This window comes from Bifidobacterium tibiigranuli, assembly GCF_009371885.1.
GTDB lineage: Bacteria > Actinomycetota > Actinomycetes > Actinomycetales > Bifidobacteriaceae > Bifidobacterium > Bifidobacterium tibiigranuli.
The window spans coordinates 95,237-108,601 of record NZ_QLZA01000002.1 but is presented as its reverse complement, the minus strand read 5'-3'; the positions used below and the strand labels follow the sequence as shown (position 1 = coordinate 108,601).

The following is a 13,365-nucleotide window of genomic DNA, read 5'->3' as shown; positions in this document are numbered from 1 at the left end:
TTGTTAGTGATGTTGCTACGGTATTGCGATGCCCTATGTGGTTGTGATGGATTGTGTGGCTAGTCGCGTTGCCAGATGAGCCGTGTGCCGTCTTCCAGCGCCTTGGCGATCAACTTCTTGGAGAGCTCGGTAATGGGAACGATCGCCTCGGGTTTGGCTTCCAAAGGGCGCAAGGGTTTTTCCATCCAGAGCTTGTCGTACCAGGTGCCCAATTTGTAGCCGGCTGCATAATTGCGCCCGACGGGCTTGTAGCCCAGCGCCGCATGGAATCTGGGGCTGGTATCCGGCAGATGTGGGTCGTGAGTACTGGTTTTCACGGTGGAATCGTTGCTGCTGCCGTTGCTATCGCCACCAGCCACGTCGTCAAGCTGCGGCGGCAATCCGCCGATATCGGCCAGCGAATCGTCGCGGCGAACGGTGATGCAGGAGAACAGACTGACGACGTGCTGTGCTTTCAGCAGGGTTTCTAACGCCTGGTAAAGGGCTGATCCTATGCGATGCCCGCGGAAATTGGCATCAAGGTAGATGGAGGTGTCGGCGGACCAGCCGTAGGCCGGCCGCTCTCCCATAGGATGAGCGAAGGCATATCCCACGACTTGCGATCCGTTAAGGTCGGCGACGATGAATGGGTAGCGCGTAGAAACGAGTTCGATGCGTTTGGCGAACTCCTCTTTGGGGGGTATATCGTATTCGAAATTGATAGCCGTTTCGGTGACATAGTGGGCATAGAATTGCGCGATATCGCGGGCGTCCTCCACCCGTGCAAGACGTAATGTGATTGAGTTTGGGCGCACCTGTTCGGATTGCTTGGATTGCTTGGGCTGCGAATCGCCCGCCTTAAGATTCGTCGTAGTCTGAGTTTCCTCCGCAGTTGCTGCGGCGATGCTTGCAAACGACATGCGTTATGCCTCCTCTTGGGGTGTGACCCCGGACAGGAATTGCCGGGTGCGGTCTTCCTTGGGATGGTTGAATATCTGGTCGGCTGAACCTTCCTCTTTCACGACGCCTTGATCCATGAAAACTACGTGATCGCAGATGCGGCGCAGGAAGTTCATCTCATGCGATGCAATCAGCATGGATTGCCCTTCATCGGCTAGGTTCTTGATAACCTTGAGCACTTCGCCGATGTTTTCGGGGTCCAAGGCAGATGTCGGTTCGTCCAGCAGCATGAGCTTGGGGCGCAGCACGGCGGCTCGCGCCAAAGCTACGCGCTGCTGCTGCCCGCCGGAAAGCTGATCGGGGAAGCTGTTTCGCTTGGAGTACAGCCCGACCTTGTTCAGGAATTCGAGCGACGCCTCGTGCGCCTTTTTGGGGGCGTAGTGCTTAGCGTGAGTGAGCGCGAGCTCGATGTTTTCCGTCGCGGTGCTGAGCTTGTAGAGATTGAAATTCTGGAACACCATGGCGGTCTGCCTGCGCAGCTCCTGAACCTGCTGTTTGCTGGCATGCGTGGTATCCACGACATTGCCATCGAATTCAAGCGTCCCGGAATCGGGTGACTCAAGGAAATTCGTACACCGCAGTAGCGTGGATTTTCCCGCGCCGGAGGAGCCGATAAGGCCGATTACCTTGCCATCCGGCACTTCGATGCTCACCCCGCGCAGGACTTCGTTCTTGTCGAAGCGCTTGCGCAAATCGGAAATTCTGACAACCATAGTGCTGTTCCTTAAGACTGATGACATTGCTGTGAACATTGCTGTGAAGGGTAAGAGAGTTTTGCGAGTCGCAGCGGTTCCTACCCGAGCGTTGCCTTGGCAAACGCTGGTGTCGCCGCTACCGGTGCAATGCCGACAGCCACTGTTGACGAATTGCCCGCAATGTCTGTCGTCGTAGCTTGTGCAGGCTCCCACTCTGGCGCATCGGAGTCGGTTATCGTCCGCTCGTTACGCTTGAGCCGTTGCTCGATCCAGCGGAAGAGCGCGGAAAAAGCGCCCGAGAGAATCCAGTAGCACAGCGCGAGAGCGATGTACATTTCCAGGAATCGGTAGGTGCGCGAGGCGGCGAGCTGCCCGGCCGAAGTCATATCAACCACGGAGACGACGAACGCCAGCGACGTGCCTTTGAGCATGCTCACGAACTGGGATCCGAGGGAAGGGATAGCGACGACAAGCGCCTGCGGAATGACGATTTTGCGATAGGCGGTGAATTTCGACAGCCCGGTGGAAAGCGCCGCTTCCATCTGGCCCTTGTCCACGCCTTGCAGCGTCGCTCTGAATGATTCGGCGGAATATGCTGCGGTGATATTCGTGAAGGCGACGAGGACGAACAGCATCTTGGGGATGCCGTTGATGCTGATGCCGGTGCCCCAGTAGTAATTCGTGTACTGCAAGATGACCGGAATCCCGTAGAAGGCTAGGAACAGCTGCACCAGCTCCGGAGTTCCGCGAGTGAAAGACACGAATATCCCGCAGAGCTGGTACAGCACCGGCGGCCTGTACATCTTGACCAAGGCGAGCACAAGGCCGAAAATCCAGCCGAAGATGGTCGAAACGATGACGATCTCCATCGTCACGGGCAATCCGGACAGAATCGCCGGAATGTCGGACCAGATGTACGAAGCGTCGAAAATATCGGGCATCGGCATATCCTTTTCCGCTCTCAATCATCAGAGCTAAGAGCCGTTGGAACTATTGAAACTGTTGGAGTTGTTCGCCGCGCAAGCGCAAGCGTATGCGCCTACGCCCAGTCGGCATTCGAACCAGTCATGTCATAGCCCAAGTAGTGTTTGGAGAGCTTCTGCATCGTGCCGTTCTGGTGGAGCTTGACAAGCGCCTTGTCGACCGCGTCTGAGATCTTCTGTCCTTCGGCGGTTTTCGGGAACAGGAAATATGTCTCCTGCCGCAGCGATTTAAGCAGCTTCCTTTGTGCATCGTTCTGCGCCACGCTGTCGGGAATGGGGATGTATTCGACCTTGACGCCAAGATCCGTGGCGTAGACCTTCTGGTGGAATCTGCCCCCATAGCCGAAGTCGAACTGCCCTTGGCTGATCTGACGCAGACGTGTGGCGTGATCGACTCCTGTGTATACGATCTTCATCGGTTTGTTGGGGAACATCTTGTTGAAGTCCTCTACGAAGACCTGCCAAGCCGCGCCTTGCTGATCGGATGGGACGGTGTACCCGCCGAGGTCGGAGAGCTTCGTGAACTTGTGGGTTTCCGCGAATCCGGGCTTCGCCAAGACGGATGCGCTGTCGCGGTAATGTGGGTACTTCGAGAAGATGAACTTCTGCGCGCGTTCGGGAGTGTAGTTGAAGAAGTTTGCGCCTATCTGGTATTTGCCGCTGTCGATTCCTGCGGTGATGCCCTGAAAATCAACCTTCTCATAGTTGAATTTGTATTGCGGCGTGAGCTTGTCGACTTCCTTGAGCAGCTCGATCTCATAGCCGGTCAGATTCCCGTTCTTATCGGCGTACGTCATAGGTGCCGGCGTGCCGGAAGACGCTACCGTTATGGTCTGCGCCGCAGCGCCGGACTGCGCCTCGCCGCTTGCATCGCCGCGCTGGCCGCATGCCGAGGTCATGACCATGAGGGCCGCGAGCACGACGGCCGCCGCCGCCCTCCCTCGTTGTTTCGTTCCGAATTTGCGCGAAAACATGGCTTTCTCCTTCTTCTTGTGCCGCACGTTGTTGCATAGCACCAAGAGTGACTGAACCGCGTTGACGGAGTGCATGCTGGTGCCATGTGCGTTGCGTTCACTATAGAAGTGCTCCGAGTTGCGCAAATCGGCGTGCCTATAGCCGTTATCTATAGGCAGTTATCTTGGCGATCGGCTCGGTGGATATTGCTGCTGAGGTAAAAGGTATGCGCCGGAACGCCCGAAGAGCCTTGTATAAGGAATATGTATACCGTTCTACGCAATTCTCGTGGTGACATGAGATATCTTCGGCAGAAAACTAGCGGTGCATAGCTGTGGCTGGCCGATTATTTGGACTGTTCGGCTGTCCTGCGTCGTTGAATCATCATTGACCTACAGCAGTTGGTCTGTACACAAAGGATTTTCCATGGAATTGTTTTCACGCCCCGCTTCCGTCAGCTATGACGACATCAAGCATCAAAGTCCCGAGGAGTTCCGCAAGGAGTGGGAGGAATGGCGGCGTCTGCGCGAAGACTATATGAAGGAGCCGTATGGCTGGCTTTCGCTCACCAGCATCGACTGGCTGGAAAACGGGGAGCCGAAAACGCTTGACGGCTTCCCGGGAACGTGGCTGCAGCAGGGCGACGCGGTAATCTATACGCCTCCGGAGGATGATGGCATTGTCATCACGAATCACGATGCACCTGTGAGCGAGCCGGTGCGCATCAACGTGCCCGAAAAGGGCGATTTTAACTTAGAGGATTTCTATAACGGCGACGTTCGGGCGCAGCTCATCAAACGAATCGGCGTGCAGCATCAATTCGCCATCCGCATACGCGACCCGCACTCCGCCGGCATCGGGCAATTGCAGAGCATTCCCTCTTTCGAACCGGACCAGCGGTGGGTGTTCCCGGCGAAGTTCGAGCCGGCCGAGCAGCATGAGGATGTGACTGTTGGCGCAGTCGCTGGCGAATTGTCGCATGACGAGACATCCATCGGAATTCTGCATGTTGATTTCGATGGCGAAAAGCGTGATCTGATCGTCTTCGAGGTGCATAACGACGATTCCGGCGCACGCCGCATCGATGAGGCGACGGGCGAGTACATCTATCTCAATAACCGCGCGAACATCACCAACGAAGGCCATGTCCTGTTCCGCGACAAGACATCAGGCCACGAGAGCTATGGCGGCGCACGGGTCATCGGCTTCGACAACAGCGACCCTGCTTCGGTCAGCTACGTCGATTTCAACCGTTCGATGAACCTTCCCTGTGCGTTCACCGTGTTCTGCACCTGCCCTTTCGCGCCCTTACAGAACACGCTGCCGCTCGCGATCGAAGCCGGTGAAAAGAAGCCCGCCGTCTTCGGCTCGTTGGAGTGAGCGGCTGCTGGTAACGCGGAAAGGTTGTGCTCATGACGAATGAACCCGCCATAGAGATACAGGATGTGACCAAAACGTTTGCGACGCGCGGCGGAACTGTCACTGCGCTTCATGATGTCTCCTTGAGTATCGAACGAGGCACGATCTACGGAGTCATCGGGCACAGCGGCGGAGGTAAAAGCACGCTGGTACGCTGCGTCAACGGTTTGGAGCGCCCGACGCAAGGCGTGGTCAGAGTGCAAGGCGAAGATATCGCTGCGCTGTCGAGAGAAGAGCTGCGTCTGAGGCGCAAGAAAATCGGCATGATTTTCCAGAATTTCAATCTGCTCGACAACGCGACTGTGCAGAAGAATATCGAGCTTGCGCTTCCGGCAAGAAAGCTGGGGCGTGCAAAGACGTCTGAACGAGTGAGTCTCCTTTTGGAGGAGGTCGGGCTCGCCCACAGGAGCGACAGCTACCCTTCTCAGCTTTCCGGCGGGCAGCGGCAAAGGGTCGCCATAGCTAGAGCCATGGCCAATGAACCCGACATCCTGCTGTGCGATGAGCCGACGTCGGCCTTGGATCCGGAAACGACTGACTCAATTCTCGAACTGCTCCGCCAGCTCAACGAAACGCACGGCATAACAATCATGCTCATCACCCATGAGATGAGCGTAGTGACGCGAATATGCAGCAATGTGGCGGTTGTTAACGAAGGCACGCTTGTGGAACGTGGCGCCACGGTTGATATCTTCAAGCAACCCAAGCATGCGGTGACGCGCGGTTTCGTAGACAGCTTCTTCCAGACTAAAGAGGCCGCCGAGAGCCTGCGCAGCCCGTATGTGACGAATCTCGTGAGCGAGGGCGCGTGGATTGTGCGCTTTCTGTTCTATGGAGACGAAGCGTACCAGGCGTTCATTTCCGAAGCTTCGCAGAAATTCGGCATTCAGATCAGCATCATCTATGGCAGTGTCAGGATGATAGGAAGCGCCCCGCTCGGCAATCTGTATGTGCTTGTCAGGGGAAACGCGGATCAGCTGGCTTCGTTGTTCCAATTCGCCAGGCAATCGCAGGTGTCCTGCATACGCATCAACCAGGCGGGAGAAGAGCTATGAGCGCTTTCTTCGAACATTATTTCCCCAACGTCATCATGTATGGCGATGATATTGTCACCAGTTTTTGGCAGACCGTCGTCATGGTTGCGATCTCCTTCGCCTTCGTGGTGGTGCTGGGCACGTTGCTTGGCATCCTGCTCGTAGTGATCTCGCCGGGGCATATTTACGAAAACAGCGCGCTGAATGCGATCATACCCAAAATCGTCAACTTCATGAGATCGATCCCATTCATCGTGCTCATCACCATGCTGCTTCCGGTCACGCGCATAATCGTGGGGACGGGCATAGGAGTGCGAGGTGCCATCGTGCCGATGGTGATCGGGCATATTCCCTTTTTCGCACGCCAAGTCGAGCAGGCACTGCTGGAGGTCGATCCGGGGAAGATCGAAATGGCGCAATCCATTGGTCTGACGCGCCCGGCGATCGTATCATCCGTGCTGCTGCGCGAATCACGATTCAGCTTGATACGGATTACGACGCTGATGGCTATCTCCCAGGTCAATCTCTCTGCGATGGCCGGTGCGGTAGGCGGCGGAGGCCTCGGCCAGATGGCCATTCAGTATGGTTTCTCCCAGTACATGTTTGACATCGCACTGGTCACCCTGTTCCTCCTCGTCGCCATCGTATACTTCTTGCAGCTGCTTGGAAATCTGACCCTCAAACTATCGACTCATCACCAATGAATATGCATCACAACACATATATCACAACAAAAATGGAGCATCCACTCATGAATAACAATATTTTCGATTCCAGCAACGGCGTTCGAACCCGTAGCTACAGGCTGGGCCGGCACCTGTTCCAGAAGGTGTTTGCGGCTTTTGCCGTGCTGACGCTATTTGCGCTGTCCTTGGCCGGATGCGGCAGCTCAGGGGAGAAAGTCGTCAAAGTGGCTTTGAGAGCACCTTATAAGATTATCTATGATGCGCTGAATCAGGAACTCGCAGCCCGCGGAGACAAAATCAAAGTCGTAACCAGCACATATGACACGTCTACTGACACGAGCCAGCTGCTGGTCGATCACGATGTCGATATCGCCGCGACCATCCATTCCGCTGCGCTGAAGGCGGCCCAGAAAAAGAACCCTCCATTCAACGACGTTGTCAGACTCGGCTATATTCATATGCAGGGGTCGTCGTTGTATTCTCATAAATACAAATCTGTCGCGGCGATTCCCGATGGTGCCACTATTTCGATTCCCTCGGATACGTCCAATCAGGCACGTGCCTTGTACAATCTGCAGACGATGGGATTGATAAAGGTCGATATGACGGTTCCATACCCCACTCCTCGAAACATAACGAGCAATCCGAAAAATCTGAAGTTCAAGGAAATCACCACACAACTGCAGGTGAGAACGCTTGATGATGTGGATGCAGGTTTTGTGCTGACCACCCAGGCATATGATGCAAAACTCGATCTTAAATCGGCGCTATGGGGAGAATCGACTGACTTTAAGAAATATCCCGAGCAACGACAGTACATCATTATGTTCACCGTGCTCAAGGAGAATCTCAACAACCCTACGTACAAAAAGGTTGTCGAAGCCTATCACTCGCCGCGAGTGTACAAGGCCTACGTCAAGGAGTATGGCAACGCGCTCGTTCCTGTCGATAATCAGGGCAACGCTGTTGATTTGAAGCAATACGCGTGAAATGAGGGGAGATAAGTCAGGAAAGGCATGGGACCCGGGTCCCATGCCTTTCGTTCGGCTTGCTTCACAGGGCATAGTCAGAAGGCATGTGCATGGCAGCTGCAGTCACTGAAACGATAATAGACAAGGCGCTTCTCGAAATTCGGAACGCATTGCAGGACGAGGATATCGAGACGGATCCGTCAGCGACGGCGCCGTATGCTGAAGACAAATCCGCATTCAGCGGTGATGCTCGCCTTATTGCGGCCGTATTGCTGCCCGAGACGACCGCTGAGGTGCAGAGCATCCTTCGTGTCTGTAATACCTATCGGATCCCTGTGACGACACGGGGCTCCGGCACCGGCCTCGTTGGCGGTGCAATACCGGTCAGGCAAGGATTCGTGCTCAGCACGGAAAGGCTAAACACCATCCGCAAGATTGACCCTATCGGTATGACGGCACGGGTGCAGGCCGGTGTAATCACCGATGCCATCTCCGATGCAGCATCCCAATACGGACTGTTTTATGCTCCGGATCCTGCGAGTTCCGCTGTTTCGAGCATTGGCGGGAACATCGCCACGAATGCTGGCGGCCTTCATTGCGTCAAGTATGGCGTAACGAGGGACAATGTGCTGTCGCTGCAAGTGGTTCTGGCCGATGGCAGTGTCATCGAGACCGGTAAAGGCGTCATCAAGAATGTTGCAGGGCTTGACCTTACCGGATTATTCGTGGGTTCGGAGGGCTTGCTTGGAGTGGTGACCGAGGCGACCGTGCGATTGCGGTCGATTCCAGCGGAAATCAAAACCGTGGGAGCTGTTTTCTCTGGCATACAGGCAGCATGTTCTGCAATCAACGGTCTTTTCGAGCATAATGTTGCGCCCGCCGTCCTTGAACTCATGGAAGTGCCGCAACTGCTGGCCGCCCAACCAAAGTATGCGCGTTTTGCCGTTGAAGGGGCCATGGTTCTTGTGCAGATTGACGGATCGGACATCGACAGCGAAATCGAGCGTGTGACGTCGCTGTTGCGAGACAGTCAGGGGATCATTATTGATGCGCGTGATGCACAAGGCGACAATGTTGACTTGCTGAATCTGAGGAAATCACGACCGCGGCTCCCGCGAGAGGCGATTCGCACCCATGGCGATGTGGCAGTGCCGAGATCTGCGGAATCGACCATGTTCGGCACCGTGATTGCCATCGCTCGTCAGGAAGGGCTTTCGTACACGGCGATCGCGCATGCTGGGGATGGGAATATCCACACTCGATTCTTCCAGATTCCCGCCAGCGAAGCAGAATCCAGCGATATATCAGAACGAGTGAAACGGGCGCAGAGCAGGCTGTTCGAGGCGGCGCTCGCCGTCGGCGGGACGCTGACCGGTGAGCATGGCGTCGGGCTTGAACTCGCCGCTCGTCTACCTCGGCAGCTCGGCGAGGCCAATATGAAATTGCAGCGTGGCATCAAACAGGTTTTCGACCCGGACAATATCCTTAATCCGGGGAAATGGCTTGATGCGGAAGACGGAAAGAAAGACTGACCATGCGTGATGACATCGATTTGCGAATCGGCTCCCCGGTGGATCCTGTGCCTCCCAGCGTGAAAGCTGCGCTGGAACGAGGATATAACGCGCACCGATATATATCGGCACGAGGTCTGCCGGAATGCCGAGCAGCGTGTGCGAATTGGTATAGAACGACACGAGGCGTGATGGACATTGATGATACATCCGTGCTTCCTGTCGCCGGAACGAAGATGCTTATCGGCCTGCTGCCGCTGTGGCTTGGCCTTGATTCTTCCAGCGTCATCGTCATCCCGCGGCTGCACTATCCGACCTATGAGGCGGGCGCCGCGTTGGTGGGTGCGCAAGTGATTGCCGAGGACGATGTCGAGCGATGGCCCGAAAATGCTTCGCTGATCTGGCTGAATTCGCCACGAAACCCTGACGGCGCAATCAATGGGCGTGATTACTTGCAGCGTGCCATAGAACGCGCTCGCCAATTGAACGCGATTATCGTACAGGATGAATGCTATTCCGCGTTCGACTGGACCTCCGAGGGCGACGACCCCACTGCCAGCATTCTTTCAATACCGGGTGCCACACGGCCTGGTGGCGGCGTTCTCGCTCTGTACTCGATGAGCAAACAATCCAATATGGCCGGATACCGCGCAGGTTTCGTGGCGGGGGACTCAAGCATCATTGAGCAGCTCGGCACCCGGTGGGGCACATACGGTCTTGTGCTCTCGCAACCGGTGCAATATGCCATGATTGATGCATTGGCGAACACGGAAGCCGTCAGCGAACAGCGACGAATTCACGCTCGGAGACGGTTGGCTCTGCAAGAAGCCTTTGAACGGTGGGGCATGATTTTTTCTACGGGCAATGTCGGTGGGTTCTTCCTCTGGGGCCATGTTCCTGGGGAAAACGCCGAAAGCGTGGTGCAAAGATTGGCTGAACTTGGCATACTGACCCGCACCGGCGCTGCATATGGTGATGAAACGCATACCTACGTACGCATATCAATCACTGCAAGCGATGCGCAAGTGGCGGACGCTGTAGAACGATTGCATCATGATGCTGATCGGTTAGTGTGAAGTTGGGCGTGGAAGACCCTTTATAAAGGACGACGGATCACCGTCACCGGTGTTGCTACCGCGCGTTACGTATTGCAATAATGGCGGGCTGCACTTTGAGGCGCCGGTCACGAGTTCTTATTCGCTGAGCGGCAGTCCCATTGGACTTCGCTAAAACGACTGAGGCTGCTAACGGTGAATGAGGGAACGCGCTTTTGCGCCTCTGTGCATTCCACGCCAGATTCAGGGCATTCAGGCGGTGGCGAGTTCGCGTTCGACTGCGTGGCGCAGCAGTTCCGAGCGCGTGACGCCCTGGCGTTTGGCGCGCGCGTCAAGCATCTCGACGATGGTGGGCTGCGCCTTGAACGTGACGGTTGTGAGCTCCTCGTCGCTGAGCGGCGGCTTGCCGATGAAGATCTCGCCCTTGCGGTTGGGGTAGTGGCCGTTTTCAGCCTGCTGTGCCCACTGGTCGAACTGCTCGTCCGTTATCTGTACGCCGTTTTCCGTGGTGAATGTCATGGTCCTGCTCCTTAGGCTACATGAGATCGAGTTCTCTGAGCGTCTTCCTGGTCGCGCGCATCGCGTGGTAGACGAGCCACTCATGCTGCTCGCCGATGACGGCGAGCATTTCGATGACGCGCCCGTCCGTAGTGGTGCCGACGAGCAGGTATTGGGTGGGCTCGTCGTCTCCGGGTCTGCGCATTGATCTGATGATGTGGCTGAAAGCATAGCGCACATCGTGTTCGTTGATGTCGGGGTGACGTTGCATCACTCGTGGGTGTACTCTGAGCTGGCTCGGCAAAGGCATCACCCCAATCGTTCCGTGTCATTTCAGTGTAATACAAAATGGTCGAAGCGCTAGACGGATAATCCTGGAGAAAAATGTGGGAGAGCTGGAGTCAAAGGGTTCCAAAAGAATCGAGAACGCTGCTGCAAACCTCAGTAATATGCCTACGAGTAATATACGCATGAGTATATTACTCGTAAGTATAATCCGGAGCTGCATTGTATTTACGGGCTGCAACGAGCAAAACCTCATAGTCAAATCGGCCAACGACATGTTTCGCGAGGCCTTCCATGGCGCTGCAGTCGGCGCGGCCGCAGTGCGCAGCGGCTCCTAGCCAAGGGCGAGGTGGACGGAGATGAGCACCATAGCGATGCCGATGACGGAGTCGAGCGCGATCCAGGCCTGGGCGCTGTTGAATAGGCGCGACATCGTCGCGGACAGCGCTCCCAGCAGCGTGAACCACAGGATGCTGCAGAGGATCGCACCTGCGGCGAATGACCATTTCAGCGTTGCGCCGTAGGTGGCTGCGAGCCCGCCCATCAGCACGATAGCATCCAGATAGACGTTGGGGTTGAGGAAGGTGACTCCCAGACAAGCCAGGATATCCGTGCGCAGCGGCGATTGTTCCATATTGGTAGCGGCAGCGCTGGTAGCGGCGGTGTCAGCTGCGGCGGTGTCGGCTCCGGCAGCGTCGGTCGCAGAAATGTCAGAGCCGCCGTGCCTACGCTCCGCGATAGCTGCACGGCGTAGCGCGCGCACGCGAACGAACACACGTTTGAACGCGAGAATCGCATAAAGCATCAGCACGGCAGCGCCAATCCACGTCAAAGCCGACAGCGCCGAGGGATGGCTCTCTACCACGACGCCCATGCCTCGGGTTCCGAGCGTGACGAGGATGGCGTCTGCCGCGATGCATATGCCGACGATGGCGGGGACGTGGGACCGCGCGATGCCTTGGCGAATGACGAAGGCGTTCTGCGCGCCGACGGCCACAATCAGGCTTGCTTGGCTGGTGAATCCTGTGAGCAGGATGGGGAGTGCTGCGATACTCATACCCATGACAGTAAGGTTTGGTTTTCTGCAAGTCCAACTAATTATTTTGCTAATATATAAGAATTACTTATGTCATTGTGCGGTATCCCACGCGAGCTGTGCGGAAAGGAGACCGTTATGACCGTACGTCGGTCTAGCAAGAGGCTTTCTGGTGGCTTGCAGGCGGTGGGCTCGCAATCGGCTGGTTTACAGGCGGTCAGTAGCTCGCAGTCGGTCGGTTCGGATGCTGCGACCGCATTGTCGGCGGCAATCCGCTCCATTCCCATAGAGCAGCTCACTGCCTTGCAGCAGATTGTGGAAACGGGCAGCTTCGAAGCGGCCGCAGACGAGCTGCGCATCTCGCAATCGGCCATCAGCCAACGGGTGAAGGCGCTGGAATCGCAACTCGGGCAGATTGTGGTGCAGCGCACTAAGCCGGCGCAGCCTACGCGCACGGGTCAGTTGCTGCTGCGTCTTGCCCGCCAGATCGCCCTCGCTCAGGAGGAAGCGATGCGGCAGATTGCGGACGAGCAGCGCGGCAATGAGGTGAATATTCGCATCGTGGTGAATGCCGACTGCCTGGAAAGCTGGGTGCTGCCGGCGCTCGCGCCCATTGCGCGCCAGTCCATCGCCGTGGATATCAGGCGGCAGGACGAGCAGCTGTCGTCCCGGCTGCTGCGTTCCGGCGAGGTGATGGCCGCCATCACCGCTGACGAGAAGCCAGTGCAGGGATGTTCCAGCACAAGTCTCGGCGCTATGGCTTACTATGCCGCCTGCGCTCCGCAGTTCGCCCGGCGGTGGTTCCCCGATGGCATGAACGGGCCGAGTCTCGAACGGGCTCCGCTGATGCAATACGACAAGGACGACAGCCTGCAAAATACATTCATACGCAGCATCACGGCGGCCGCAGTGCACCCGACCACGCATTACGTGCCCACGCCCACCGGATTCATGAACGCGATCGCGCTCGGATTCGGGTGGGGCATGATCCCCGCCGCAAGCCTGGACTCGCTTCCCGCCGGCACGCTGATCCGGCTCTCTGACAAGCCGTTGCTGCGACCGTTGTTCTGGCAGCAATGGCGGCTATCATCGCCGTCACTTGACGCCGTGGCCCAAGCGATTATCGCAGCGAGCCGCAAAGCGCTGGTGGCGCAGGACTAGCGGTTTTTCCCGCATGGTTGGGCATCCAGCTGCTCGCAACTGGAACGAAAGGGCCGCTGACCGCGCGCCAGTGGCTCTTTTGTGCCAGTACACGAAGCAACTGGCAGAAATACGCCGCTGACCGCAACTCAGTGGCTC

General features: G+C 56.7%; 14 protein-coding genes. 7 read left to right on the top strand and 7 right to left on the bottom strand.

The annotated features are described in order from the left end of the window. Nucleotides 1–59 precede the first annotated feature (59 nt). The 4 genes from DDF78_RS02075 to DDF78_RS02060 all read right to left on the bottom strand — a co-directional run bounded on the left by DDF78_RS02075 (nt 60) and on the right by DDF78_RS02060 (nt 3,591). Nucleotides 60–899, bottom strand: coding sequence for a GNAT family N-acetyltransferase (locus DDF78_RS02075; RefSeq protein WP_152581527.1), 840 nt, complete (start codon nt 897–899; stop codon nt 60–62). A gap of 3 nt (nt 900–902) precedes the next feature. Continuing rightward, nucleotides 903–1,652, bottom strand: a complete 750-nt coding sequence (locus DDF78_RS02070; RefSeq protein WP_202613174.1) for an amino acid ABC transporter ATP-binding protein — start codon at nt 1,650–1,652, stop codon at nt 903–905. 80 nt (nt 1,653–1,732) lie between these two features. Beyond that, entirely contained in the window at nt 1,733–2,575 is an 843-nt protein-coding gene (locus DDF78_RS02065) for an amino acid ABC transporter permease (protein WP_152581525.1), read from the bottom strand. Nucleotides 2,576–2,673: 98 nt separating this feature from the next. Beyond that, nucleotides 2,674–3,591 (bottom strand): transporter substrate-binding domain-containing protein, encoded by a 918-nt coding sequence (locus DDF78_RS02060; RefSeq protein WP_162000799.1) that lies wholly within the window; start codon nt 3,589–3,591, stop codon nt 2,674–2,676. A 406-nt stretch (nt 3,592–3,997) separates the two neighbouring features. Here DDF78_RS02060 and DDF78_RS02055 point away from each other — a divergent pair, with 406 nt between their 5' ends. From DDF78_RS02055 to DDF78_RS02030, 6 genes are all read left to right on the top strand, one after another. Beyond that, complete coding sequence (locus tag DDF78_RS02055) at nt 3,998–4,951, top strand: DUF1684 domain-containing protein (RefSeq protein WP_152581523.1); 954 nt, start codon at nt 3,998–4,000, stop codon at nt 4,949–4,951. A gap of 32 nt (nt 4,952–4,983) precedes the next feature. Then, entirely contained in the window at nt 4,984–6,045 is a 1,062-nt protein-coding gene (locus DDF78_RS02050) for a methionine ABC transporter ATP-binding protein (protein ID WP_152581522.1), read from the top strand. Continuing rightward, nucleotides 6,042–6,728: a methionine ABC transporter permease gene (locus DDF78_RS02045; protein WP_152581521.1), complete on the top strand. Its 687-nt coding sequence runs from the start codon at nt 6,042–6,044 to the stop codon at nt 6,726–6,728. Before DDF78_RS02050 ends, DDF78_RS02045 begins: the two co-directional genes overlap by 4 nt. 47 nt (nt 6,729–6,775) lie before the next feature. After that, nucleotides 6,776–7,699 (top strand): MetQ/NlpA family ABC transporter substrate-binding protein, encoded by a 924-nt coding sequence (locus tag DDF78_RS02040; protein WP_162000798.1) that lies wholly within the window; start codon nt 6,776–6,778, stop codon nt 7,697–7,699. Nucleotides 7,700–7,791: 92 nt separating this feature from the next. Beyond that, on the top strand, nt 7,792–9,213 hold the full coding sequence (locus tag DDF78_RS02035) for an FAD-binding oxidoreductase (protein ID WP_162000797.1): 1,422 nt from the start codon (nt 7,792–7,794) through the stop codon (nt 9,211–9,213). 2 nt (nt 9,214–9,215) lie between these two features. Further along, nucleotides 9,216–10,268, top strand: a complete 1,053-nt coding sequence (locus DDF78_RS02030; protein WP_152581518.1) for an aminotransferase class I/II-fold pyridoxal phosphate-dependent enzyme — start codon at nt 9,216–9,218, stop codon at nt 10,266–10,268. A gap of 231 nt (nt 10,269–10,499) precedes the next feature. Here the strand turns inward: DDF78_RS02030 and DDF78_RS11810 are convergent, their stop codons facing one another. The 3 genes from DDF78_RS11810 to DDF78_RS02020 form a co-directional block, all read right to left on the bottom strand. Then, entirely contained in the window at nt 10,500–10,766 is a 267-nt protein-coding gene (locus DDF78_RS11810; RefSeq protein ID WP_162000796.1) for a ribbon-helix-helix protein, CopG family, read from the bottom strand. A 16-nt stretch (nt 10,767–10,782) separates the two neighbouring features. After that, nucleotides 10,783–11,016: a hypothetical protein gene (locus DDF78_RS11805; protein ID WP_162000795.1), complete on the bottom strand. Its 234-nt coding sequence runs from the start codon at nt 11,014–11,016 to the stop codon at nt 10,783–10,785. Nucleotides 11,017–11,364: 348 nt separating this feature from the next. After that, nucleotides 11,365–12,087 (bottom strand): LysE/ArgO family amino acid transporter, encoded by a 723-nt coding sequence (locus tag DDF78_RS02020; protein WP_162000794.1) that lies wholly within the window; start codon nt 12,085–12,087, stop codon nt 11,365–11,367. Nucleotides 12,088–12,204: 117 nt separating this feature from the next. Between DDF78_RS02020 and DDF78_RS02015 the strand changes: the two genes are divergently transcribed. Continuing rightward, the gene (locus DDF78_RS02015) at nt 12,205–13,227 is read left to right on the top strand and encodes an ArgP/LysG family DNA-binding transcriptional regulator (RefSeq protein WP_162000793.1); all 1,023 of its coding nucleotides are present in this window, start codon (nt 12,205–12,207) and stop codon (nt 13,225–13,227) included. Nucleotides 13,228–13,365: the final 138 nt, after the last annotated feature.

What these genes read in the sequence shown, in the direction of transcription:
- DDF78_RS02075 (WP_152581527.1), bottom strand. Translation starts at nt 899, where the DNA reads ATGTCGTTTGCAAGCATCGCCGCAGCAACTGCGGAGGAAACTCAGACT.
- DDF78_RS02070 (WP_202613174.1), bottom strand. Translation starts at nt 1,652, where the DNA reads ATGGTTGTCAGAATTTCCGATTTGCGCAAGCGCTTCGACAAGAACGAA.
- DDF78_RS02065 (WP_152581525.1), bottom strand. Translation starts at nt 2,575, where the DNA reads ATGCCCGATATTTTCGACGCTTCGTACATCTGGTCCGACATTCCGGCG.
- DDF78_RS02060 (WP_162000799.1), bottom strand. Translation starts at nt 3,591, where the DNA reads ATGTTTTCGCGCAAATTCGGAACGAAACAACGAGGGAGGGCGGCGGCG.
- DDF78_RS02055 (WP_152581523.1), top strand. Translation starts at nt 3,998, where the DNA reads ATGGAATTGTTTTCACGCCCCGCTTCCGTCAGCTATGACGACATCAAG.
- DDF78_RS02050 (WP_152581522.1), top strand. Translation starts at nt 4,984, where the DNA reads ATGACGAATGAACCCGCCATAGAGATACAGGATGTGACCAAAACGTTT.
- DDF78_RS02045 (WP_152581521.1), top strand. Translation starts at nt 6,042, where the DNA reads ATGAGCGCTTTCTTCGAACATTATTTCCCCAACGTCATCATGTATGGC.
- DDF78_RS02040 (WP_162000798.1), top strand. Translation starts at nt 6,776, where the DNA reads ATGAATAACAATATTTTCGATTCCAGCAACGGCGTTCGAACCCGTAGC.
- DDF78_RS02035 (WP_162000797.1), top strand. Translation starts at nt 7,792, where the DNA reads ATGGCAGCTGCAGTCACTGAAACGATAATAGACAAGGCGCTTCTCGAA.
- DDF78_RS02030 (WP_152581518.1), top strand. Translation starts at nt 9,216, where the DNA reads ATGCGTGATGACATCGATTTGCGAATCGGCTCCCCGGTGGATCCTGTG.
- DDF78_RS11810 (WP_162000796.1), bottom strand. Translation starts at nt 10,766, where the DNA reads ATGACATTCACCACGGAAAACGGCGTACAGATAACGGACGAGCAGTTC.
- DDF78_RS11805 (WP_162000795.1), bottom strand. Translation starts at nt 11,016, where the DNA reads ATGCAACGTCACCCCGACATCAACGAACACGATGTGCGCTATGCTTTC.
- DDF78_RS02020 (WP_162000794.1), bottom strand. Translation starts at nt 12,087, where the DNA reads ATGAGTATCGCAGCACTCCCCATCCTGCTCACAGGATTCACCAGCCAA.
- DDF78_RS02015 (WP_162000793.1), top strand. Translation starts at nt 12,205, where the DNA reads ATGACCGTACGTCGGTCTAGCAAGAGGCTTTCTGGTGGCTTGCAGGCG.